We start from the raw sequence: 23587 nt of genomic DNA, 5'->3' as shown, positions 1-23587 counted from the left end.
AACAGGTGCGTCATGCAGCCCTTCGCCATTGCTCCGTCGATTCTCTCCGCCGACTTCGCCCGCTTGGGCGAAGAAGTGGACAACGTCCTGGCCGCCGGGGCCGACATCGTGCATTTCGATGTCATGGACAACCACTACGTACCCAACCTGACCATCGGCCCGATGGTCTGCGCGGCACTGCGCAAATACGGCATCACGGCGCCGATCGACGCGCACCTGATGGTCAGCCCGGTGGATCGCATCGTTGGCGACTTCATCGAAGCCGGTGCCACCTACATCACTTTCCACCCCGAAGCCACGCTGCACGTCGATCGTTCCCTGCAGTTGATCCGTGAAGGCGGCTGCAAGGCTGGTCTGGTGTTCAACCCGGCGACACCGCTGGACGTACTCAAGTACGTGATGGACAAGGTCGACATGATCCTGCTGATGAGCGTCAACCCCGGTTTCGGCGGCCAGAAATTCATTCCGGCGACTCTCGACAAGCTGCGCGAAGCCCGAGCCCTGATCGATGCGTCGGGACGTGACATCCGCCTGGAAATCGACGGCGGCGTGAACGTGGGCAACATCCGCGAGATCGCTGCTGCCGGCGCCGACACTTTTGTGGCTGGCTCGGCGATCTTCAATGCGCCGGACTACAAGGAAGTCATCGAGAAGATGCGCGCCGAACTGGCTATGGCCCGCCCATGAGCGGTTTCGAGCAGTTGTTCCCCGGCTGCCTGCCGCGTCTGGTGATGTTCGACCTCGATGGCACCCTGGTCGACTCGGTCCCGGACCTTGCGGCAGCCGTGGATGACATGCTGCTCAAGCTTGGACGTCCGGCTGCCGGCCTCGACGCGGTGCGCCATTGGGTCGGCAACGGCGCGCCCATGCTGGTGCGCCGGGCCCTGGCCAACCACATCGACGCCCAAGGGGTCGATGACGCCGAGGCTGAGCGAGCGTTGGAGTTGTTCAACGAAGCCTATGAGGGCAATCACCCGCTGACGGTGGTCTACCCCGGCGTGCGCTCGACCCTCAAGTGGCTGCACAAGCAAGGCGTGGAAATGGCGCTGATCACCAACAAGCCGGAACGCTTCGTTGCGCCGTTGCTGGACCAGATGAAAATCGGCCGCTACTTCCGCTGGATCATCGGCGGCGATACCTTGCCGCAGAAGAAGCCCGACCCGGCTGCGCTGTTTTTTGTCATGAAGATGGCCAACATTCCGGCCTCCCAATCGTTATTTGTTGGCGACTCGCGCAGCGATGTGCTGGCGGCGAAAGCGGCAGGGGTCAAGTGCGTGGCACTGAGTTATGGCTACAACCATGGCCGGCCGATCGCTGAAGAGTTCCCCACGCTGGTGATCGACGACCTGCGTCTGTTAATTCCCGGTTGCCTGGACCCGGCCGCTGAGATAACGTTGCCCGACGCTGTTCAATCCTCTTCTGGAAACGCCATCGTGGTGGTCACTCGCAAACTCTGGATGAAAGTCATGAAGGCCCTGGCCCGCTGGCGTTGGCGCGCCTGACTTGATCCTGGCCGGTTATCCGGCGCGTTTGCATACCTGACTGTCAGCTCCTCTTGCCACGAGGCACCCTCATGATCCGCGAAGAATTCCTGCGCCTGGCCGCTGCCGGCTACAACCGTATCCCGCTCGCCTGCGAAACCCTGGCCGACTTCGACACACCGCTGTCGATCTACCTCAAGCTGGCCGACCAGCCCAATTCCTACCTGCTCGAGTCGGTGCAGGGCGGGGAAAAATGGGGCCGTTACTCCATCATCGGCCTGCCGTGCCGTACGGTGCTGCGAGTCCATGACCATCGCATCAGCGTGACCCACGACGGCGTCGAGATCGAAAGCCACGAGGTCGAAGACCCGCTGGCCTTCGTCGAAACCTTCAAGGCGCGCTACAACGTGCCGACCATCCCCGGCCTGCCGCGTTTCAACGGCGGTCTGGTGGGGTATTTCGGCTACGACTGCGTGCGCTATGTGGAAAAACGCCTGGGCACCTGTCCGAACCCGGATCCTCTGGGCGTGCCGGACATCCTGCTGATGGTTTCCGATGCGGTGGTAGTCTTCGACAACCTCGCCGGCAAGATGCATGCAATTGTCTTGGCGGATCCTTCTCAGGACGATGCCTACGAGCAAGGTCAGAAAAGCCTGCAGGCGCTGTTGGAAAAGCTTCGCCAGCCAATTACCCCGCGTCCGGGGTTGGACTTCGGCAAGCAAGCCGCCGCCGACCCGGTGTTCCGCTCCAGCTTCACCCAGGCCGATTACGAAAGAGCCGTCGATACCATCAAGGAGTACATCCTGGCGGGCGACTGCATGCAGGTGGTGCCTTCGCAACGGATGTCCATCGACTTCAAGGCCGCGCCCATCGATTTGTACCGGGCACTGCGTTGCTTCAACCCGACGCCTTACATGTACTTCTTCAACTTCGGTGATTTTCACGTCGTGGGCAGTTCGCCGGAGGTGTTGGTGCGGGTCGAGGACAACCTGATCACCGTGCGACCGATTGCCGGTACTCGCCCTCGCGGCGCCACGGAAGAAGCGGATCGGGCGCTGGAAGAGGACCTGTTGTCTGACGCCAAGGAAATCGCCGAGCACTTGATGCTGATTGACCTGGGACGCAACGATACCGGCCGGGTTTCGGAGGTCGGCTCGGTGAAGCTGACCGAGAAGATGGTCATCGAGCGATATTCCAACGTGATGCACATCGTGTCGAACGTCACCGGACAGTTGAAGGCCGGGCTGACGGCCATGGACGCCTTGCGGGCGATCCTGCCGGCGGGGACCTTGTCCGGTGCGCCAAAAATCCGCGCGATGGAAATCATCGATGAACTGGAACCGGTCAAGCGTGGTGTATACGGTGGTGCCGTGGGTTATTTCGCCTGGAACGGCAACATGGACACCGCCATTGCCATCCGGACAGCCGTGATCAAGAACGGCGAACTCCATGTGCAGGCCGGTGGCGGCATCGTTGCCGATTCGGTACCAGTGCTGGAATGGGAAGAAACCCTGAACAAGCGCCGGGCAATGTTCCGTGCCGTGGCGCTGGCCGAGCAGACTTCGCGCGACTGAGTTCGCCTGCATCTGTGAGCCACAATCACTGTGGGAGCGAGCCTGCTCGCGATTGACGGCGGCACTTTCAAGGACAATATGTCTGATGTGTCGCCACCGCGAGCATGCTCGTTCCCACAGGGTTCCGTCGATCAGAAGTCCAGGCTGACCCCGACATTCACCCCTTGCTGGGTGAAATCATCATCCTTGCGCAATGTATAGCCGCCCCGCAGCGCCAGATCGTTGGTCAGCTTATGGCTGATCCCCAGACTCAGGCGATTCAGGTGGCTCTGTGGCGTATAGCCTTCAAGCGTGAAGTCGTTGGCCGGCAGGCTGTTGAGGGCAATATTCACCTTCTGCGTGTCATCTTCATACTCACGTTCGTGGGCATATTCGCCAAACACCTGGGTCTGGCGGGTGAAGTTGTATTTGCCCTGTAAGCCAATGCCCAGGCGTTTCGAGTCACGGGTCTGATCATCGAATGTCAGGGCCGTGGAACGGTTGCTCTTCTCGGAATAACCGTCGACTTCCACCTTCGCGTAATCGGCACTGATGAACGGTGACAGGTGCCATTCACTGCCGGGCTGGGCAATGTCGTAGCCCACGCGACTGCTGAACGCCCAGAGACGACCGTCGGTATCGCCTTTTTCCTGTGCCTGGCTGGCGCCCAGGTCGAACTTGCGTTCCAGGTTGTCGTAGTCGAGCTTGCCGCCGGTCAGCGCTGCGTCAGCCCACCAGCGATTCTGCTGGAACTGGGCAAAGGCGGTGGCCAGGTAGCTGTTGAGCGTGTAGTCCGAGTCGTTATGACCTGCTTCCATGTCCTGGCGATAGAAGCCGGCGGCCACCCCGACGCGCCAGGCTTCGCTGAGGCGGTAACTGCCTCCGATATTCAGGCTCTGGCCACTGCCATCGGCGCTGGCGCTGTTGCTCTGGCTGTCCAGGTCCAGATGCTGGCCGCCGCCCGCGACGATCGCTCGCCACTGGCCGACCGCCTGCCAGCTGTCCCGGTCCGATTGCCATTGGTTGCGCAGTTCATCCTGATGGGCGCGGAGCGTCGAACGAGCCATTTCGGGTAGCAATGTCAGCTCCCACGGCGCCGAGAGCAGGGAGTATGCGTAGTCGGCGATCAGCTTCTGTCCGGCTTCGGTAGGGTGGACCGAGTCGTTGTAGACCAGTTTGCTCGGGTCAGGTGTGGCGCTGTGGATGCCATAGGTGGTGTTTTCGGTGCAGCTGTTGCCGCTGAAGCAAGTAGCGATGAGATTCGTACCGCTGGCAAAGCCGAACCGTGCGGGATCAGCGAAGCTTTCCTGCAACAACAATGGAATGTTCAGAGGGATGACTTCGGCGTCGATACCTTGCAGTCGGGTGATCAACTGCTGGTTGAACTGATTGCTTAGCTGCGAGACGGCATTCTGCAAAGGGGTTCCGTTCAAGGCTGGCGTCAGGCCCAGGTCGGGCAGCAGCCAGACCATCAGGTATCGGGCGCCCGCTGTTTGCAGGGTCTGGACACTGTTGGCCAGGCGGTCCGCGGCGTCCTGCGCCTGCCGAGGGGTCAATACCAGGCCCTGGAGAAAGTCGTTGCCGCCACCGGAAATGTAATACAGCGCATTCGGGTCTGCGCGCAGCCCGTTGGCCAGGTAGCCGGCACGACTACGCTCGCCGGTATCGGAAACGGTGGTGAGCGAGTCGAGAATCTGATCGGTGCGATAGCCGCCTACGGCCCAGTTGTTGCCGTCCGCCAGTCCCGCGTTGGCACGGGCTGCCGAGGTGGAGGCGGCGGTTTCATCCGCGGAGTAGCCCAACCGTTCACCCAGCAGTTGGGTGGCATTGGCGGAATAGACTTCGCCGCTGCCATCCAGGTAGATCGGGCCGGTGCGGTTGGTAAAGCGCCGGGTCGCTCCGGCCGGGCCGTCGGGGTCGGTGAGCTGGCCGGCGTCGTTGAGGCTGTCGCCGAAGACGATGAAGCTGGAGTAGGGGGCTGCGCTTGTGTGGATGCTGGTCATCGCCAGCAAGCAAGCGGTGACAGGTATGAACAACGTTTGTCTGATCATGGGCAAAGTCCGTTTTGTCTTGTCGTTGTTGGAATAACGACAGCGCCAGACCTTTTGCGTTCGGCCATCCATCCGGAACGTTGTGATTGTTTGCAAGCCCTTCGGCTCGCTCATATTGCGCGCTCCGCCCAGCTAAGCTACTGTGCCCGGACGTATGAACGAGACTTCCCCCGTGTCGATTGTCAGCAAACTTCTGGATCAAATGATCAAGGCTCACGCCCGTTGGCGTTGGCGCGCCTGACCGTTCTCTGCCGGCCTTGCCGGACCTGTACCGATTTGCCTTCTTTGCCCGTTTGAAAGCCGTTTCGCTGGCGCACGATTTGCCCGGCCAAGCGCAGCACCGTGCGGGTTCTCTTCGAAGGCTGTATTTAAAGTCAGTGAATTCAATAGGTTGCTTACGCCATGTTGCTGATGATCGATAATTACGACTCCTTTACCTACAACGTTGTGCAGTACCTCGGCGAGCTGGGCTCCGAGGTGAAGGTCGTGCGCAACGACGAATTGACCATTGCCGAGATCGAAGCTCTCAAGCCTGAGCGCATTGTGGTGTCACCAGGGCCGTGCACGCCGACAGAGGCGGGTGTCTCCATCGAGGCCATCAAGTGTTTCGCGGGCAAACTGCCCATCCTCGGCGTCTGCCTGGGCCATCAATCGATCGGCCAGGCCTTTGGCGGCGACGTGGTGCGGGCCCGGCAGGTCATGCACGGTAAGACCAGCCCGGTATTTCATGAAAACAAGGGCGTGTTTGAGGGCCTGAACCGTCCGCTCACCGTCACTCGCTATCACTCCCTGATCGTCAAGCGCGAAACCCTGCCGGACTGCCTGGAACTGACCGCCTGGACCCAACTGGAAGACGGTTCGGTGGATGAAATCATGGGGCTGCGCCACAAAACGTTGAACATTGAGGGTGTGCAGTTTCACCCCGAGTCCATTCTTACCGAACAGGGCCACGAACTGTTCGCCAACTTCCTCAAACAAACCGGCGGCACGCGCTAAGGACTTTCCATGGATATCAAGACAGCCCTGGGGCGTATCGTTGGTCATCTCGATCTGAGCACCGACGAGATGCGCGACGTGATGCGCGAAATCATGACCGGACAGTGCACGGATGCGCAGATTGGTGCATTCATGATGGCCATGCGCATGAAGAGCGAAAGCATCGACGAAATCGTCGGCGCGGTCTCGGTGATGCGCGAGTTGGCGGACAAGGTCGAACTCAAGACCCTGGACGGCGTTGTGGACGTGGTGGGCACCGGCGGTGATGGTGCCAATATCTTCAACGTGTCAACTGCCTCGGCCTTCGTCGTCGCGGCCGCCGGTTGCACCGTCGCCAAGCACGGCAATCGAGCGGTTTCAGGCAAGAGCGGCAGTGCCGACTTGCTGGAAGCGGCCGGTATCTACCTGAACCTGACGCCGGTCCAGGTGGCGCGCTGCATCGATAACGTGGGCATCGGCTTCATGTTTGCCCAGACCCATCACAGCGCCATGAAGCATGCGGCCGCACCACGTCGCGACCTGGGCCTGCGTACCCTGTTCAACATGCTCGGCCCGCTTACGAATCCGGCCGGCGTGAAACATCAGGTGGTGGGCGTGTTCAGTCAGGCGTTGTGCCGGCCGTTGGTGGAAGTCTTGCAGCGCCTGGGCAGCAAGCACGTTCTGGTGGTCCATTCGAAGGATGGCCTGGACGAATTCAGCCTGGCGGCGCCGACCTTCGTGGCTGAACTTAAAAATGACCAGATCAGCGAATACTGGGTCGAACCTGAGGACCTGGGTATGAAGAGTCAGAGTCTGCATGGCCTGGCCGTGGGTGGACCGGCCGAGTCGCTGGAGTTGATCCGTGATGCCCTGGGGCGTCGCAAGACCGAGAATGGCCAGAAGGCCGCGGAAATGATCGTGCTCAACGCCGGTGCTGCTTTGTACGCTGCCGACCACGCCAGCAGCCTCAAGCAAGGCGTGGAACTGGCCCATGACGCATTGCATACCGGCCTGGCTCGGGAGAAGCTTGAAGAGCTGGGCGCCTTTACTGCCGTATTCAAAGTGGAGAACGAAGGATGAGCGTGCCAACGGTTCTGGAAAAAATTCTGGCCCGCAAGGCTGAGGAAGTAGCCGAGCGCAGGGCTCGGGTCAGTCTGGCCGAGTTGGAAAGCCTGGCGCGTGCAGCGGATGCTCCCCGTGGCTTTGCCAACGCACTGATCAATCAGGCGAAGAAAAAACATCCGGCCGTGATTGCCGAAATCAAGAAGGCTTCACCCAGCAAGGGTGTGATCCGTGAGCATTTCGTACCAGCCGATATCGCCCGCAGCTACGAGAAGGGCGGTGCGACTTGCCTCTCGGTGCTCACTGATATCGATTTTTTTCAGGGTCACGATGACTATCTGAAGCAGGCGCGTGCAGCGTGCAGGTTGCCGGTGATTCGCAAGGACTTCATGGTCGATCCCTATCAGATCGTGGAAGCCAGAGCCTTGGGTGCCGACTGCGTGCTATTGATAGTCTCCGCGCTGGACGACGTGAAAATGGCCGAACTGGCCTCCGTCGCCAAGGATGTGGGGTTGGATGTGCTGGTGGAAGTGCATGATGGCGACGAACTGGAGCGGGCCCTGAAGACCCTCGACACCAAACTGGTCGGCGTGAACAACCGCAACCTGCACACCTTTGAAGTCAGCCTGGAAACTACGCTGGATCTGTTGCCGCGTATCCCCCGTGATCGCCTGGTCATCACCGAGAGTGGCATTCTCAATCGGGCCGATGTCGAGCTGATGGAAGTCAGCGATGTGTACTCGTTCCTGGTGGGGGAGGCGTTCATGCGGGCCGAAAATCCGGGTACGGAGTTGCAACGCCTGTTCTTCCCCGAGCGTGGCACTCCGGTGACGGGTTCGGCGCTGGATTGATCCGATGCCGTCGGTGATCTCTCTTTGCGTCGAAGCTGGCCTGCAAGCCGAACAGGAGCTGTTGGCCAGTATCTGCGCGGGCGATGCCGAATTTGGCCTGCTGTTCTGGCGACCCAATGACCGTGCGTTGGTGATGCCGCGCCGTTTGAGTCGCCTGCCGGGGTTCGACCTCGCTTGCGAAGTTTCGGCTGCCAACGGCTGGCCTGTCCTGCTGCGCGAAACCGGTGGCGAGCCGGTGCCGCAATCGGCCGCGACGGTCAATATTGCGCTGGTCTATGCACCACCCCGTAGCGAAGGCGACCACGGTCGGATCGAAACCGCGTATCGCCGATTGTGCGATCCCATCTGCCAGTTGCTGGACGAGCTGGGCGGTGTGGCTTCGCTGGGCGAGGTGGACGGAGCGTTTTGCGACGGGCGATTCAACGTCAATCTCGACGGCCGGAAAATGGTCGGCACCGCTCAGCGCTGGCGTCAGAGCAAGGGGGGGCAACGCCCGGTAGGCCTGGTGCATGGGGCACTTTTGCTGGAAAACGAACGCGAGTCGATGGTCGCCGCAGTCAACCGCTTCAATGAAACCTGCGGTTTGGAGCAACGCGTGCGTGCCGAGAGTCACATCGCCCTGCACGAGAAATTCCCGGCCCCCCATGCGCTGGAGCGACTTGAGGGGCTTTATCGGGATCTATTCCGCGCACTGGTCTAGCGCGTTCCGAACACCACCATGGTCTTGCCCTTGACGTTGACCAGGTTGCGTTCCTCCAGATCCTTGAGTACACGACCCACCATCTCCCTAGAGCAACCGACAATCCGACCGATTTCCTGCCGGGTGACCTTGATCTGCATGCCGTCGGGGTGCGTCATGGCATCGGGTTGCTTGCACAGTTCCAACAGGCAGCGGGCGACTCGACCGGTCACGTCGAAGAAGGCAAGGTCGCCTACCTTGCGGGTGGTATTGCGCAGGCGCTGTGCGATTTGTCCGCTAAGTACGTAAAGAATGTCTGGATCTTGCAGGGATAACTCCCTGAATTTGCTATAGCTGATTTCCGCGACCTCACATTCGATCTTGCTCCGTACCCAGGCGCTGCGTTCCTGTTCCTTGCCGGCCTGTTCGAACAATCCCAGCTCACCGAAGAAGTCTCCGGAGTTGAGATACGCGATGATCATCTCCCGCCCGTCATCGTCCTCGATCAGGATGGTGACCGAGCCCTTGATGATAAAAAATAGCGTTTCGGAACGGTCGCCTGCGCAAATGATGTTGTGTTTGGCTGGATAGCGCCGACGCTGGCAATGCATCAAGAGTTTGTCGAGGTTCTTGATCTTGAATGTGGGAGTAATGGCAACCATGGTTGTGTCCCGAAATACTGCGCGGAGTGTTGGTCTGGTTTTTCTTATGGGCGCGAATGGCAAATCGCTACGAGCTGGCGATACGCCAGCTGTTGGGCGCAAGCTTAACAGAGGCACTCCCGATTGATTCGAGAATTTACCTGGATGGAGATGGCCCAGGCGACCTACGGCAAGGTCTGTCATGCCGGGGGGCTGTGCTAAGCTGGCGACCCTTTTTTAGACAGTGGAGTCTTGGCGATGAAGGCACGCATCCAATGGGCTGGCGAAGCCATGTTCCTCGGTGAGTCAGGCAGTGGTCATGTGGTCGTCATGGACGGCCCGCCGGAAGCCGGTGGTCGGAACCTGGGTGTCCGGCCGATGGAAATGCTCCTGCTGGGTGTAGGAGGTTGCAGTAACTTCGACGTCGTCAGCATTCTCAAGAAGTCGCGCCAGGCTGTCGAAAGCTGTGAGGCCTTCCTGGATGCGGAGCGCGCTACCGAGGACCCGAAAGTGTTCACCAAGATCCACATGCACTTCGTGGTAAAGGGCCGGGGCCTGAAGGAAGCCCAGGTAAAGCGTGCCATTGAGCTGTCGGCCGAGAAATACTGCTCGGCTTCGATCATGCTCGGCGCAGCGGGTGTTGAAATCACCCACGATTATGAAATCATCGAATTGGGTTGAATCGACATCCAACCATCATAAAAGCGGTGCAAGCTCTGGCGGTCAGAAGCCGACGTCTGCATAATGCGCCACTTTTTTCAGGGCAGTGGCCGGTCTCCTGACCGGTCGCTTGCCTGGACAGACAACCAAAATCGCCATCGCGAAGAGGTGTTAACCGTCCTACGCAGATGCGTCGTTCGTATCTGACGGGCATGCTTGATCACGCGGCCGGGCCGCAATACACAGAGAGTTTTCAAACGGTGAAAAGCAAACTCAAGCTCCATGGTTTCAACAACCTGACAAAGACCTTGAGCTTCAACATCTATGACATCTGCTATGCGGAAACCCCGCAAGACCAGCAGGCCTACGTCGAGTACATTAATAAAGAGTACAACGCCAAGCGCCTCACGCAGATCCTCACGGAAGTTGTCGATATCATTGGTGCCAACATCCTGAACATCGCCAGTCAGGACTATGAACCCCAGGGCGCCAGCGTGACCATTCTGATCTCGGAAGAGCCGGTGACACCGACCGACAGCCAGATCGAAGAGTCCCCGGGTCCATTGCCCGAAATCATCCTGGCCCACCTCGACAAGAGCCACATCACGGTACATACCTACCCGGAAATACACCCGGTGGACGGTATTGCGACGTTCCGTGTGGACATCGATGTTTCGACCTGTGGCGTCATTTCACCGCTCAAGGCACTCAACTTCCTGATCCACCAGTTCGACTCGGATATCGTGACCGTGGATTACCGCGTGCGTGGTTTCACCCGCGACGTGGAAGGTCACAAGCACTTCATCGATCACGAGATCAATTCGATTCAGAACTACCTGTCCGAAGACACCCGCGACGCGTATCAGATGACCGACGTGAACGTGTATCAGGAAAACCTGTTCCACACCAAGATGCTGCTCAAGAACTTCGAGCTGGACAACTACCTGTTCGGCGATGCGACCAGCAACCTGTCTGCTGAACAGCGTGATCAGGTGGAAGAGCGTGTGAAGCATGAGATGCTGGAAATTTTCTACGCGCGCAACATGCCGCGCTGAATCTCGGGTATTGAAAAAGGCGACGGAAGTCGCCTTTTTTGTTCCTGAAGCATAGGGATAAATCACCTTGTCACGGGGACGCTTCCGTCAGATCCGATAAGTACTCTTGGTCATGACCTTCGCCAGCAGGCTCATGCCGAATTTCACTGGCGCTGGAAAGCGGAAACCACCGGCCTCCAGGGCACTTTCGGCATGATGCTCTTCATCCTCGCGCATCTGTTCCAGGATCGCCCGCGATTTTTCATCCTCCGCCGGCAATTGATCCAGGTGTTCATTCAGGTGTTTACACACTTGATGCTCGGTCGCCGCAACAAAGCCGAGGCTGACTTTATCGCTGATCAGCCCGGCCACTGCGCCAATCCCGAATGACATCCCGTAGAACAGTGGATTCAGTACGCTGGTGTGGCTGCCCAGCTGGCGAATGCGTTGTTCGCACCAGACCAGATGGTCGACTTCTTCCTCGGCGGCGTGCTCCATCGCTTCGCGTACCTTCGGCAGCTTTGCGGTCAGCGCCTGGCCCTGATAGAGCGCCTGGGCACAGACTTCGCCGGTATGGTTTATACGCATCAGCCCAGCAACATGGCGGGTTTGCTCGTCACTCAGTTGCGTATCCGGCTGTACGATGGCCGGTGATGGGCGATACGGTTGACCACTGAAGGGCAACAGCGTGCGCATGGCGGCATCGGCTTGCAACAGCAGGCGGTCAATCGGCGAGTAGTGACGTTGGGTAGTCATGCTTACCTCCGGAAAAATCATGGCAGCCAGTTTAACCCAATCGGCCGCTCAGGATTTGCGTTGGGTCAGGGTATCAACCCGGTGGCCAGTTCATCTGGCGCTGCCCGAGTACGTGCATATGAATGTGATAGACGGTCTGCCCACCCAGTTCATTGCAGTTCATCACCACCCGGAAGCCGTCCTCGCAGCCCTGTTCTCTGGCGAGGCGCTGGGCTGTGAACAGGATATGCCCGGCCAGTGCTTTGTCTTCCTCGGTCAGGTCGTTGAGGGTGCGAATCGGCTTTTTCGGAATGACCAGGAAATGTACTGGCGCCTGTGGGGCGATGTCGTGGAATGCCAGGACCTGGTCATCCTCGTAGAGGATATTCGCGGGGATTTCCCGGTTGATGATCTTGGTAAACAAAGTATCCACAGCTGTTTCTCCCTTTGGTTGTGGAAGTCGAGTGTACTGAAGGTTCGGCGGTTGAGCCCGGGTTTCCATTCAAATTTCATTCAGCGTGGGCAGTACGCCTTGTTGATCAGGCCGGCGATGCTCCGCACCATCCATCGCGAGCCTAGCCGCGGCAGCGCGGCGAGCCAGCGGTTGCGGCGCCCGGGGATGATGATTGCCCGGTTTCTGTCGAGCGCGCGCACGGCATACAGCGCCACTTCTTCCGGGCTCATCAGCAGTTTACCGTCCTTGAGTTTCTGTTCGTCGAGATGTGCCTTGGCGAAGAAACCGGTTTGGGTCGGGCCTGGGCAAAGGACCGACACCTTGATAGCACATTTCTTCAGTTCGACTCGCAGGGCTTCGGAGAAGTGCAGCACAAAGGCCTTGCTGGCGTAGTAGGTGCTCATCCAGGGGCCCGGCTGGAAAGCTGCAATCGAGGCGACGTTCAGGATCTGACCGCCCCCATGCAGTGCCATGCTATTGCCGACGGCGTGACAGAGGCGTGTCAGGGCGAGGATGTTGACTTCGATCAGGTCCTGTTCAGTCATCCAGTCCTGGCCCAGGAATGGGCCACAGGTACCAATCCCCGCGCAGTTGACCAGCAGATCGATCTGCCGCTCGCTTTCCTCCAGTTCCAGCAGGAAACCTGAAAGACGTAGCGGCTCTCCCAGGTCGCATGCCCGAAAAAGTACCTCCACGCCAAACCGCTGGGTCAATTCTATTGCAATACTTTCCAACCGATCACGCTGTCGGGCCACCAGCAGCAGATTGCGGCCGCGCCTGGCCAAGGCTTCGGCCATGGCCAGGCCAATGCCACCGGAGGCACCAGTGATCAGGGCGTAACGGGTCATGCAGTTCTCCATCGCAACGGCCCGTCGCCTGTGGACTTGACTGTCACTGGAACGAAGGGCGCTTACTGTTCCTCGGAGTCTACAGAAGGTGCCTCTGCCTCGGCAGGTTCTTCGGCAGGTTCGGCTGCATCTTCATCCATGGATTCGCTGCTCTCATAGCTGCTCAGCGAGCCGGTGCCGTAATCCTGTTCGATGGCACTGAAGACGCCAGCGACCGTGGCGAAGATGATCAGTACGATCATGACGAGCCAGAGCGACGCGAGCACCTTGACCCCGGTGTTGTTACGTGGGGGAGGAGGGCCATAGCGATTGGCGCCTTCATTGCCGGGAGCGAAAATAAGCACAAACGGAAAGACGCTGCCCACGAACGGGATGAGGTTCAGCAGCCACAGCCAGCCGGACCAGCCAAGATCATGCAGGCGCTGGACGTTGAACTGGATACTGACGAAGGCAAAACCGAGGAATACGACCGCTGCCAGCAAACCACCGACGATCATTGCAGCTATCGAACCCGAGGTGAAAATCCATGCTGCCCCAAGAGCAAAGGCCACGCCGACCACCAGCATCACGACCAGGGTCAGGGCCATGGTCCAGGCCAGGTATCGCAGGCGCCCGATACGTCCTTCGAAGCTGAACGGCTTGAGTGTGGCGTACTCGGCAACAGCGTCACCGACCTGGGCCCGGGGTGGCGCATAAGGGGAGCTCGGCTCGATGAGCGATTCAGGGGCGCGCGCTGTCGTTGACTGTGACGATTGCTGCACTTCGTCGAGATTCAGCTGGAGGCTTGGCTCGGCTTCGATGCGTGCATCAATCCCGCTCTGGTTGAGGGCTTCCAGATACTTCTGCGCCTCGGTTTGGGACAGGTTGCTTTTCAGGGCCACCTTGTGTCCGCCGAACAGTCGCTCGATGGCGCTGATGTCGCTCCTGAACAGGTTGGCGAGGTTGAGTTTGGCTGTGGTCGCATCGACGCCCGGCAGTAGGGCTCCGTCGAATACGATGTTGAAACGGGTTTCGCTCATGCCGGGCATCCTTGTCATTGAAAGTTTAATGTTGCTTGATCAGGCCGATTTCAGCGGGGCCATCGGCCGCCAAGCTGTACCGCTCGGGCCTGGGCCTTACGGTATTCTTCATCCAGGCGTGCCACCAACTGGTCGACGTTTGGCAAATCACTTATTTCCCCAACGCCCTGACCTGCGGACCAGACGGTTTTCCAGGCTTTGGCTTCATCGTTCAATGGTTTGAGTTTCGAACCGGAAGCTGCGTCACTTTTGCCTTGCAGGGCGGTCAGGTCAAAACCTGCGTTTTCCAGGCTTTGGCGCATGAAACTCGCCGGCACACCGGACACGGCGGGAGTATGCACGATGTCCGCGGCTCGGGATGTGAGCAACATCTCTTTATAGGCGTCAGGCGCGTGACTTTCAGTCGTGCCGATAAAGCGTGTTCCCAGGTAGGCCAAATCAGCGCCGAGTATCTGCGCAGCCAGAATCTGATGGCCGTGGTTCAGACATCCCGCAAGCAGCACGGTCTTGTCGAAGAACTGGCGGATTTCGGCGACCAGCGAAAATGGGCTCCAGGTCCCAGCATGTCCGCCCGCACCGGCGGCAACGGCGATCAGCCCGTCAACACCGGCTTCGGCGGCTTTCTCGGCATGACGACGTGTGGTCACGTCGTGAAATACCAGGCCTCCGTAATTATGAACGGCGTCGACCAATTCCTTGATTGCGCCGAGGCTGGTGATAACGATCGGCACCTTGTGCTCGATGCAGATGGCGAGGTCAGCCTGGAGTCTCGGATTGCTTTGGTGGACGATCAGGTTGACCGCATAGGGCGCCGGGTACGCCATGCTCGCCAGCCCCGCTTCGATTTCTTCCAGCCATATCTTGAAACCGCTGCTTTCGCGCTGGTTCAGTGCCGGGAAGCTGCCAACTATGCCATTACGACAGCAAGCCAGCACCAGCTGTGGATTGGAGATCAGAAACATCGGCGCCGCCACGACGGGCAGGCGCAAGCGTTGTTCAAGCAATGCGGGTAGCGACATTGAAAGTGCCCCGGATGAAGTGCGATTGGAGGTTAGAACGGCCGAACGACGACCAGGATGACGATAGCCAGCAATATCAATACCGGTACTTCATTGAACCAGCGATAGAAGACATGACTGCGGATGTTTTCGCCGCGAGCGAAGCGTTTTACCTGGGCGCCGCACATATGGTGATAACCGATCAGAACCACCACCAGGGTCAGCTTTGCATGCATCCAGCCACCCTGGCTGAAATAGGCGCCGGCGTTGAGGCTGAGCAGCCAGATACCAAACACCAGGGTGGCAATCATCGCGGGTCCCATGATGCCGCGATACAACTTGCGCTCCATGATGCTGAAGCGTTCCTTGCTCACGCTGTCCTCGCTTTGAGCGTGATAGACAAACAGGCGAGGCAGATAGAACAGGCCAGCGAACCAGCAGACCAGACTGACAATGTGAAGTGCTTTGAGCCACAGATAGAGCATTTTTGGTGATTCCCAGTTTACGGTAGTTCGATAGTAGTCATTCATGCGGCCACACGTCACCTTGGCGGTTGTCGGCAAGCCGCGCGGCCCCTATCATCGACGGCTTTCCAGTGGGTTTGTTGAGGGCAGGTTTATGGTCAAGGTCGGTATCGTCGGCGGCACGGGTTACACCGGTGTCGAACTGCTGCGTCTGTTGGCACAGCATCCGCAAGCTGAGGTGGTGGTCATTACCTCCCGATCCGAGGCTGGTCTGGCCGTTGCCGACATGTATCCGAACCTGCGAGGCCATTACGATGGCCTGGCGTTCAGCGTTCCGGACGTCAAGACTCTGGGCGCCTGCGATGTAGTGTTCTTCGCTACGCCTCATGGTGTCGCCCACGCTCTGGCGGGTGAACTGCTGGCCGCCGGGACCAAGGTCATCGACCTGTCGGCGGACTTCCGCCTGCAGGACGCAGATGAGTGGGCCAAATGGTACGGGCAGCCCCACGGTGCCCCTGATCTGCTGGACGAGGCGGTCTACGGACTGCCGGAAGTCAATCGCGAAAAAATCAGGCAGGCGAGGCTGATCGCGGTACCGGGTTGTTATCCGACCGCTACGCAATTGGGCTTCCTGCCGCTGCTTGAGGCCGGCCTTGCCGATGCCTCGCGTCTGATCGCCGATTGCAAATCAGGTGTCAGTGGCGCCGGTCGCGGTGCCAGCGTCGGTTCGTTGTATTCCGAGACATCGGAAAGCCTGAAAGCTTACGCCGTCAAAGGTCATCGTCATCTGCCGGAAATCCGCCAGGGCCTACGCCGGGCGGCGGGCAAGGACGTCGGCCTGACGTTCGTGCCACACCTGACGCCAATGATCCGCGGCATTCACTCTACGCTGTACGCAACCGTTGCCGATCGCTCCGTGGACTTGCAGGCACTGTTCGAGAAGCGTTATGCCGACGAACCGTTCGTCGACGTGATGCCGGCCGGCAGCCACCCGGAAACACGCAGTGTACGAGGTGCCAACGTCTGCCGGATTGCGGTGCATCGTCCACAGGATGGCGATCTGGTCGTGGTGTTATCGGTCATTGATAACCTGGTCAAGGGCGCGTCTGGTCAGGCAGTGCAGAATTTGAACATCCTGTTCGGCCTGGATGAGCGGCTGGGCTTGTCCCATGCGGGGATGCTGCCGTAGAAGCAGTTTCCAGCTATAAGCTGCGAGCCTCAGGCTTGCGGCTTAAAGCTCGAAGCTTGCCGCTGCTTTTTCAATAGTTGACCAATTTTCTAGGAGAAGCGGATAATGCCCGCCATCAGGCATTATGGCGGCGTCAGCGCCGGGAGATATTCAGCATGAGCGTCGAAACCTTCACTCCCACGGCTTTGCAATTCACTCACGGTGCCGCGCACAAGGTGAAGAGCCTCGTCGATGAAGAGGGAAATGATCGTTTGAAGCTGCGCGTCTTCGTGACGGGCGGCGGTTGTTCAGGTTTTCAGTACGGCTTCACATTCGATGAAGAGGTGGCTGAAGATGACACTATCGTCGAACGCGAAGGCGTCAGTCTGGTGGTTGATCCAATGAGCTTCCAGTATCTGGCCGGCGCTGAGGTGGACTACCAGGAAGGTCTCGAAGGCTCACGCTTCGTGATCAAGAACCCGAACGCTACTACCACCTGTGGTTGCGGTTCTTCGTTCTCGATCTGATCGCCCCCCGGCAGCTTCAACATGACGCCGCGGTGCCCAAGGCACTGCGGCGTTTTGCTATACGAAAATCAGCCAGGCGAAATCAGGTGGGGTAGATGGCGCCGAGTACGCGCAAGCCGCTTGCGCCTGTAACGCTTGGGCGATTTGCAGGAATGTTTTCCAGGCAGCAATGCGCGAGCCACGCGAAAGCCATGGCTTCAACCCAATCCGGATCTACGCCGTAAACAATCGTGCTGCTGACCTTGGTGCCTGGCAGGAGATCGGCCAGACGCTTCATCAGCGTGCGGTTGTGCACGCCGCCGCCGCAGACCAGTAATTCATCAGTATACGGTTGGGCACTTTGCAATGATTCGACGATGGTCAGCGCCGTCAACTCAAGCAATGTTGCCTGCACGTCTTCGGCAGTGAAAGCGGGCAAATGCGACAGATGCCGGGTCAACCAGGGCAGGTTGAACACTTCCCTCCCGGTACTTTTAGGGCCCTTGCTCAGAAAGAAAGGGTCGCTGAGCAGGGTCTTGAGCAATGTCGGCTCTACCTTGCCGCTCGCGGCCCACTGGCCGTCGCGATCGAAATGCTCGTTGCGCTGCTGGTGAATCCAGGCGTCCAGCAATACGTTGCCCGGGCCACAATCGAAACCGGCCACGGATTTTTCAGGTTCTATCAGGCTGAGATTGCTGAAGCCGCCGACATTCAACACGGCACGGTGGCCGGCCCGCCCGTCAAACAGCGCTTCGTGAAAGGCCGGGACCAGCGGCGCGCCCTGTCCGCCAGCAGCGACATCGCGGCTGCGGAAGTCACTGACGACGGTAATGCCGGTCAGTTCGCTCAGCAGTGCGGGGTTGCCGATCTGCACGGTAAAGCCCCGTGCGGGCTCGTGACGAATGGTCTGGCCATGGCTGCCAATCGCCCTGACATCCTCCGGCTTGAGCTTCTGGCTGTCCAGCAGTGCATGAATGCCTTGTGCCGCCAGTCGTACCCAGTTCTGCTGGGCAATGGCGGAGCGGGCGATCTCGTCGGGCCCGCTGCTGCACAAGCCAAGCAGCTCAGTGCGTAGCGCGTCGGGCATGGGGATGTAGTGCGTGGCGACCAATCTGATCGCCGGGGTCAATTCAAGCAGTGCGATATCCAGGCCATCCAGACTGGTTCCGGACATCACACCAATATAAAGCGCCATGGCTTAGCGTTTGCTCGAGGCCAGCAGCGTGGCTTTTTCTTGATCCATGCGAGCCATCAGGGGTTGGCTTTGAGCCATGAAGCGCGCGCGCTCGGACTTGGCGATCGGGTCGGCCATCGGCAATTTCTGGCCAAGTGGATCGACGTGAACGCCATTGACCTGGAACTCATAGTGCAGATGCGGTCCGGTGGACAGGCCGGTGGTACCGATATATCCGATCACTTGGCCTTGCTTGACGGTACTGCCTGTCTTCACGCCTTTGGCGAAGCCCTGCATGTGGCCGTACAAGGTGCGATAGGTATTGCCGTGCTGGATGATTACCGTGTTGCCATAACCGCCACGACGTCCCGCCAACAATACCTTGCCATCGCCCGCGGCCTTGATGGGCGTGCCACGGGGAGCGGCATAGTCGACGCCCTTGTGAGCGCGGATCTTGTTCAGGATCGGGTGTTTGCGGCCCGCGGAGAACTTTGAGCTGATGCGGGCGAAGTCAACCGGTGTACGGATGAATGCCTTGCGCATGCTGTTGCCGTCGGCGGTGTAGTAACTGCTGTTGCCTTGTTTGTTGATGTAGCGCACTGCCGTGTATGTCTTGCCACGGTTGGTGAACCGCGCGGACAGGATCGGGCCGTTGCCGACGCTCTTTCCGTTGACCATTTTCTGTTCGTAGATGACATCGAATTCGTCGCCCTGGCGTATATCCTGGGCGAAATCGATGTCGTAGCCAAAAACATTGGCCATGTCCATTGTCAGGCTGTGGGAAAGGCCGGCGCGTGCGGCCGATTGCGAGAGCGAGCTGTTGATCACGCCATGAGCGTACGCCGAGCGCACGATAGGTTTGGCGGTCGTGCGGTTGAACACATAACCCTTGTCATCTTTGGTCAGGGTAATGGTTTCCAGGTCACTCAGCCGGGTGCGCAGGCTGGTCAACTGTCCTTCCGGGCTGAGCTCGAATTCGAGCTTCTGGCCGTGTCTCAACTGAGCGAATTCCCTGGCTTGTTTGTCACTGGCCAGAACTTCGTGGACCGATGCGGCGGGCAGGCCAACCTTTTCGAAAAGGGTAGAGAGCGTGTCGCCTTTGGCTACGATCACCTCATGGTGTCCCGGCTTCTCTTCCACAGCTGGAGGCTGCCCCTGGGCGGCCTCGGATGTGACTTCGGAACCATCGTCTATCTGCGCGAAAGGAGAGGAGGCCGATTCGTTTGTGGCTTGAGCGGTTTCGACAGCGTCTTGTTCTTGTGTCAGTTGTTCAGCAGGACTTTCCAGTTCAAGGCTCAGAGTCGTCTTTTTGGCTTCAACATCGCTGGAAGGAAACACCAGGAGCGCCAGGCTAAGGAGGGCTGCGATGCCACTTGCGGCAAGCAGATGGGTCTTTGGGTAAAGCGGCGGCGCTTTAGACGGTTCGGTGGTCATAGGTAATTTGGCTTTTGAAAATATGAATTGGAAAAGATGGATGACATGATGAAGATGAAATAACTGTATAAAATATAACCAAAACCCCTTTGAAGCAAGCCCGCACGCGCTCTGCTTGCGGATTGGTGTCCGCGCGCTGGGCAAACCTTGTATTTGGTGCGCGATCTTGTATGGTTGGGGCCCTTTGAATCTGAGCCTTGCGGGTCTGTTATGAAGTCGGTTGAAGAGCAGCTAGCGCTGATCAAACGTGGTGCGGAAGAACTGTTGGTCGAGTCCGAGCTGGTGGAGAAGCTCAAGCGCGGGCAACCGCTGCGTATCAAGGCTGGTTTCGATCCGACGGCGCCCGATCTGCACTTGGGCCATACCGTGCTGATTAACAAGCTGCGTCAGTTCCAGGATCTGGGGCATCAGGTTATCTTTCTCATCGGTGACTTCACCGGGATGATTGGTGATCCGAGCGGGAAGAGTGCAACGCGTCCGCCGCTGACTCGCGAACAGGTGCTCGATAACGCCGAGACCTATAAGACTCAGGTGTTCAAGATTCTCGATCCGGCCAAGACCGAAGTGGCTTTCAACTCCACTTGGATGGACAAGATGGGGCCGGCGGACTTCATTCGCCTGACGTCCCAGTACACTGTGGCTCGCATGCTCGAGCGTGATGATTTCGATAAGCGCTATACAACCAATCAGCCAATCGCCATCCATGAGTTTCTCTACCCGCTTGTGCAGGGCTATGACTCGGTCGCATTGCGCGCAGATGTTGAGCTCGGCGGTACGGATCAGAAGTTCAACCTGCTGATGGGGCGTGAGCTGCAGCGTGGTTATGGTCAGGAAGCTCAGTGCATCCTGACCATGCCCCTGCTGGAAGGCCTGGATGGTGTGAAGAAGATGTCCAAGTCGTTGGGCAACTACGTTGGCATTCAAGAAGCGCCGGGAGTCATGTACAGCAAGCTGGTCTCCATTCCTGACGTGTTGATGTGGCGTTATTTCGAGCTCTTGAGCTTCCGCTCCATGGATGAGATCAATGCCTTCCGCGCAGATGTCGAGGCGGGAGCCAATCCGCGGGATATCAAAATCAAGCTGGCTGAAGAAATCGTTGCCCGCTTCCATGGCGAAGAGGCTGCGGCGAATGCTCACCGTGCGGCGGGTAATCGCATGAAGGATGGCGAGCTTCCGGATGACCTGCCGGAGATCGAGCTGTCTGCTTCCGGGTCTATGCCAATTGCAGCAGTCCTTAATAAGGCTGGATTGGTCAAGAATGCGGCAATGGCGCGAGACCTTCTGGGTTCGGGTGGGGTGCGTATAGATGGTGAGGTCGTGGATCGCACCTATATGTATGAGCTGGGTTCCACCCATGTATGCCAGGCGGGCAAGAAGGCTTTTGCGCGTATCACGCTGAAATCTGAGTAAGACTGTAAATAGGTGTTGACGGCAGATTCTGAGTCTCTATAATTCGCCCCACTTCCGGCGCAGTCGAAACGGAAAATTCCTTGAGTTTCAATGAGTTAGAAGGTTTCAGGCGAGGCGGGGCTTCAGTTCATCGAAGTCGCGGAAGGAGTTGGCAGGGCAGGTTGTCTGGCTCGGTTGACGGTTCGATCTTCTCGGTCGAAAGCGGTGAAAAAGAGGTGTTGACAGCAGCGACTAACGCTGTAGAATTCGCCTCCCGCTAACGAGAGATCGAAAGCGCAAGTGGTTGAAGTTGTTGAGGTTTTGAAAAGCAAAACTTCCAAAATAATCGCTTGACAGATACACGGGGTGCTGTAGAATGCGCGCCTCGGTTGAGACGAAAGGCTCAACCCACCGCTCTTTAACAACTGAATCAAGCAATTCGTGTGGGTGCTTGTGGAGTCAGACTGCTAGTCAACAGATTATCAGCGTCACAAGTTACTCCGCGAGAAATCAAAGATGTAACCAACGATTGCTGAGCCAAGTTTAGGGTTTTCTCAAAACCCAAAGATGTTTGAACTGAAGAGTTTGATCATGGCTCAGATTGAACGCTGGCGGCAGGCCTAACACATGCAAGTCGAGCGGTAGAGAGGTGCTTGCACCTCTTGAGAGCGGCGGACGGGTGAGTAATGCCTAGGAATCTGCCTGGTAGTGGGGGATAACGCTCGGAAACGGACGCTAATACCGCATACGTCCTACGGGAGAAAGCAGGGGACCTTCGGGCCTTGCGCTATCAGATGAGCCTAGGTCGGATTAGCTAGTTGGTGAGGTAATGGCTCACCAAGGCGACGATCCGTAACTGGTCTGAGAGGATGATCAGTCACACTGGAACTGAGACACGGTCCAGACTCCTACGGGAGGCAGCAGTGGGGAATATTGGACAATGGGCGAAAGCCTGATCCAGCCATGCCGCGTGTGTGAAGAAGGTCTTCGGATTGTAAAGCACTTTAAGTTGGGAGGAAGGGCATTAACCTAATACGTTAGTGTTTTGACGTTACCGACAGAATAAGCACCGGCTAACTCTGTGCCAGCAGCCGCGGTAATACAGAGGGTGCAAGCGTTAATCGGAATTACTGGGCGTAAAGCGCGCGTAGGTGGTTTGTTAAGTTGGATGTGAAAGCCCCGGGCTCAACCTGGGAACTGCATTCAAAACTGACAAGCTAGAGTATGGTAGAGGGTGGTGGAATTTCCTGTGTAGCGGTGAAATGCGTAGATATAGGAAGGAACACCAGTGGCGAAGGCGACCACCTGGACTGATACTGACACTGAGGTGCGAAAGCGTGGGGAGCAAACAGGATTAGATACCCTGGTAGTCCACGCCGTAAACGATGTCAACTAGCCGTTGGGAGCCTTGAGCTCTTAGTGGCGCAGCTAACGCATTAAGTTGACCGCCTGGGGAGTACGGCCGCAAGGTTAAAACTCAAATGAATTGACGGGGGCCCGCACAAGCGGTGGAGCATGTGGTTTAATTCGAAGCAACGCGAAGAACCTTACCAGGCCTTGACATCCAATGAACTTTCCAGAGATGGATTGGTGCCTTCGGGAACATTGAGACAGGTGCTGCATGGCTGTCGTCAGCTCGTGTCGTGAGATGTTGGGTTAAGTCCCGTAACGAGCGCAACCCTTGTCCTTAGTTACCAGCACGTTATGGTGGGCACTCTAAGGAGACTGCCGGTGACAAACCGGAGGAAGGTGGGGATGACGTCAAGTCATCATGGCCCTTACGGCCTGGGCTACACACGTGCTACAATGGTCGGTACAGAGGGTTGCCAAGCCGCGAGGTGGAGCTAATCCCATAAAACCGATCGTAGTCCGGATCGCAGTCTGCAACTCGACTGCGTGAAGTCGGAATCGCTAGTAATCGCGAATCAGAATGTCGCGGTGAATACGTTCCCGGGCCTTGTACACACCGCCCGTCACACCATGGGAGTGGGTTGCACCAGAAGTAGCTAGTCTAACCTTCGGGGGGACGGTTACCACGGTGTGATTCATGACTGGGGTGAAGTCGTAACAAGGTAGCCGTAGGGGAACCTGCGGCTGGATCACCTCCTTAATCGACGACAGCAGCTGCTCCATGAGCTCCCACACGAATTGCTTGATTCATTGAAGAAGACGATTGGGTCTGTAGCTCAGTTGGTTAGAGCGCACCCCTGATAAGGGTGAGGTCGGCAGTTCGAATCTGCCCAGACCCACCAATTACTGGTGCACCCTGTAGCGATACGGGGCCATAGCTCAGCTGGGAGAGCGCCTGCCTTGCACGCAGGAGGTCAGCGGTTCGATCCCGCTTGGCTCCACCATTACCGATTGGTGACCCTCGTTTAAAGCTTAGAAATGAGCATTCCATCGACGCGATG

Annotated in this window: 22 protein-coding genes, 2 tRNA genes and 1 rRNA gene; 15 read left to right on the top strand and 10 right to left on the bottom strand. The window is 58.2% G+C overall.

Annotated elements, in window-relative coordinates; genetic code table 11:
- Positions 1-12: 12 nt before the first annotated feature.
- From rpe to trpE, 3 genes are all read left to right on the top strand, one after another.
- Positions 13-687: a ribulose-phosphate 3-epimerase gene (rpe, locus tag QZH45_RS27425; protein ID WP_024777427.1), complete on the top strand. Its 675-nt coding sequence runs from the start codon at positions 13-15 to the stop codon at positions 685-687.
- A complete protein-coding gene (locus QZH45_RS27420) occupies positions 684-1502 on the top strand; it encodes a phosphoglycolate phosphatase (protein ID WP_024777428.1) in 819 nt (272 codons plus the stop codon). Before rpe ends, QZH45_RS27420 begins: the two co-directional genes overlap by 4 nt.
- A 71-nt stretch (positions 1503-1573) precedes the next feature.
- Entirely contained in the window at positions 1574-3055 is a 1482-nt protein-coding gene (gene trpE / locus QZH45_RS27415; RefSeq protein WP_024777429.1) for an anthranilate synthase component I, read from the top strand.
- A gap of 131 nt (positions 3056-3186) precedes the next feature.
- On the opposite strand, the gene estP is transcribed toward trpE, so the two are convergent.
- The gene (gene estP / locus QZH45_RS27410; RefSeq protein WP_055135242.1) at positions 3187-5085 is read right to left on the bottom strand and encodes an esterase EstP; all 1899 of its coding nucleotides are present in this window, start codon (positions 5083-5085) and stop codon (positions 3187-3189) included.
- Between the two features lie 402 nt (positions 5086-5487).
- Here estP and QZH45_RS27405 point away from each other — a divergent pair, with 402 nt between their 5' ends.
- Genes QZH45_RS27405 through QZH45_RS27390 form a run of 4 tightly spaced genes read left to right on the top strand, consistent with a single transcriptional unit; the run spans position 5488 to position 8673 of the window.
- Positions 5488-6081 carry an aminodeoxychorismate/anthranilate synthase component II gene (locus QZH45_RS27405; RefSeq protein ID WP_055135236.1) on the top strand — a complete coding sequence of 198 codons (594 nt, stop codon included), beginning with the start codon at positions 5488-5490 and terminating at the stop codon, positions 6079-6081.
- A gap of 9 nt (positions 6082-6090) precedes the next feature.
- A complete protein-coding gene (trpD, locus tag QZH45_RS27400; RefSeq protein ID WP_024777432.1) occupies positions 6091-7140 on the top strand; it encodes an anthranilate phosphoribosyltransferase in 1050 nt (349 codons plus the stop codon).
- A complete protein-coding gene (trpC, locus tag QZH45_RS27395) occupies positions 7137-7973 on the top strand; it encodes an indole-3-glycerol phosphate synthase TrpC (protein WP_024777433.1) in 837 nt (278 codons plus the stop codon). Before trpD ends, trpC begins: the two co-directional genes overlap by 4 nt.
- Before the next feature lie 4 nt (positions 7974-7977).
- Positions 7978-8673: a lipoate--protein ligase family protein gene (locus QZH45_RS27390; RefSeq protein ID WP_024777434.1), complete on the top strand. Its 696-nt coding sequence runs from the start codon at positions 7978-7980 to the stop codon at positions 8671-8673.
- Here the strand turns inward: QZH45_RS27390 and crp are convergent.
- Positions 8670-9314, bottom strand: coding sequence for a cAMP-activated global transcriptional regulator CRP (gene crp / locus QZH45_RS27385; RefSeq protein WP_024777435.1), 645 nt, complete (start codon positions 9312-9314; stop codon positions 8670-8672). The genes QZH45_RS27390 and crp overlap by 4 nt on opposite strands.
- A 237-nt stretch (positions 9315-9551) precedes the next feature.
- Between crp and QZH45_RS27380 the strand changes: the two genes are divergently transcribed.
- Positions 9552-9974: an OsmC family protein gene (locus tag QZH45_RS27380; RefSeq protein ID WP_024777436.1), complete on the top strand. Its 423-nt coding sequence runs from the start codon at positions 9552-9554 to the stop codon at positions 9972-9974.
- A gap of 239 nt (positions 9975-10213) precedes the next feature.
- Positions 10214-11008 (top strand): adenosylmethionine decarboxylase, encoded by a 795-nt coding sequence (gene speD / locus QZH45_RS27375; RefSeq protein ID WP_055135243.1) that lies wholly within the window; start codon positions 10214-10216, stop codon positions 11006-11008.
- 87 nt (positions 11009-11095) lie between these two features.
- On the opposite strand, the gene coq7 is transcribed toward speD, so the two are convergent.
- The 6 genes from coq7 to hemJ all read right to left on the bottom strand — a co-directional run bounded on the left by coq7 (position 11096) and on the right by hemJ (position 15526).
- A complete protein-coding gene (gene coq7, locus QZH45_RS27370) occupies positions 11096-11743 on the bottom strand; it encodes a 2-polyprenyl-3-methyl-6-methoxy-1,4-benzoquinone monooxygenase (RefSeq protein WP_024777438.1) in 648 nt (215 codons plus the stop codon).
- Between the two features lie 73 nt (positions 11744-11816).
- Positions 11817-12155: a histidine triad nucleotide-binding protein gene (locus tag QZH45_RS27365; protein WP_024777439.1), complete on the bottom strand. Its 339-nt coding sequence runs from the start codon at positions 12153-12155 to the stop codon at positions 11817-11819.
- Positions 12156-12235: 80 nt separating this feature from the next.
- Complete coding sequence (locus QZH45_RS27360; RefSeq protein WP_024777440.1) at positions 12236-13024, bottom strand: SDR family NAD(P)-dependent oxidoreductase; 789 nt, start codon at positions 13022-13024, stop codon at positions 12236-12238.
- A 62-nt stretch (positions 13025-13086) separates the two neighbouring features.
- Positions 13087-14043 (bottom strand): DUF805 domain-containing protein, encoded by a 957-nt coding sequence (locus tag QZH45_RS27355; protein ID WP_024777441.1) that lies wholly within the window; start codon positions 14041-14043, stop codon positions 13087-13089.
- 50 nt (positions 14044-14093) lie between these two features.
- On the bottom strand, positions 14094-15062 hold the full coding sequence (locus QZH45_RS27350; RefSeq protein ID WP_055135237.1) for an NAD(P)H-dependent flavin oxidoreductase: 969 nt from the start codon (positions 15060-15062) through the stop codon (positions 14094-14096).
- A 32-nt stretch (positions 15063-15094) separates the two neighbouring features.
- Entirely contained in the window at positions 15095-15526 is a 432-nt protein-coding gene (hemJ, locus tag QZH45_RS27345; protein ID WP_024777443.1) for a protoporphyrinogen oxidase HemJ, read from the bottom strand.
- Positions 15527-15659: 133 nt separating this feature from the next.
- On the opposite strand from hemJ, the gene argC reads away from it, so the two are divergent.
- Both argC and erpA read left to right on the top strand, forming a co-directional pair.
- Positions 15660-16694, top strand: a complete 1035-nt coding sequence (argC, locus tag QZH45_RS27340; RefSeq protein ID WP_024777444.1) for an N-acetyl-gamma-glutamyl-phosphate reductase — start codon at positions 15660-15662, stop codon at positions 16692-16694.
- A gap of 155 nt (positions 16695-16849) precedes the next feature.
- Positions 16850-17200, top strand: coding sequence for an iron-sulfur cluster insertion protein ErpA (gene erpA / locus QZH45_RS27335; protein ID WP_003177727.1), 351 nt, complete (start codon positions 16850-16852; stop codon positions 17198-17200).
- 82 nt (positions 17201-17282) lie between these two features.
- On the opposite strand, the gene QZH45_RS27330 is transcribed toward erpA, so the two are convergent.
- Complete coding sequence (locus tag QZH45_RS27330) at positions 17283-18374, bottom strand: anhydro-N-acetylmuramic acid kinase (protein ID WP_055135238.1); 1092 nt, start codon at positions 18372-18374, stop codon at positions 17283-17285.
- Between the two features lie 3 nt (positions 18375-18377).
- On the bottom strand, positions 18378-19787 hold the full coding sequence (locus QZH45_RS27325) for a peptidoglycan DD-metalloendopeptidase family protein (RefSeq protein WP_055135239.1): 1410 nt from the start codon (positions 19785-19787) through the stop codon (positions 18378-18380).
- A gap of 210 nt (positions 19788-19997) precedes the next feature.
- Between QZH45_RS27325 and tyrS the strand changes: the two genes are divergently transcribed.
- The 4 genes from tyrS to QZH45_RS27305 all read left to right on the top strand — a co-directional run bounded on the left by tyrS (position 19998) and on the right by QZH45_RS27305 (position 23530).
- Positions 19998-21197: a tyrosine--tRNA ligase gene (tyrS, locus tag QZH45_RS27320; protein WP_055135240.1), complete on the top strand. Its 1200-nt coding sequence runs from the start codon at positions 19998-20000 to the stop codon at positions 21195-21197.
- Between the two features lie 552 nt (positions 21198-21749).
- Positions 21750-23286 (top strand): 16S ribosomal RNA (locus tag QZH45_RS27315).
- 65 nt (positions 23287-23351) lie between these two features.
- A tRNA-Ile gene (locus tag QZH45_RS27310) sits at positions 23352-23428 on the top strand.
- Between the two features lie 26 nt (positions 23429-23454).
- Positions 23455-23530, top strand: a tRNA-Ala gene (locus QZH45_RS27305).
- Positions 23531-23587 lie beyond the last annotated feature (57 nt).

Source organism: Pseudomonas corrugata (assembly GCF_050920615.1).
GTDB classification, from domain to species: Bacteria; Pseudomonadota; Gammaproteobacteria; order Pseudomonadales; family Pseudomonadaceae; genus Aquipseudomonas; species Aquipseudomonas corrugata.
This window is presented reverse-complemented; position numbering and strand designations above follow the sequence as displayed.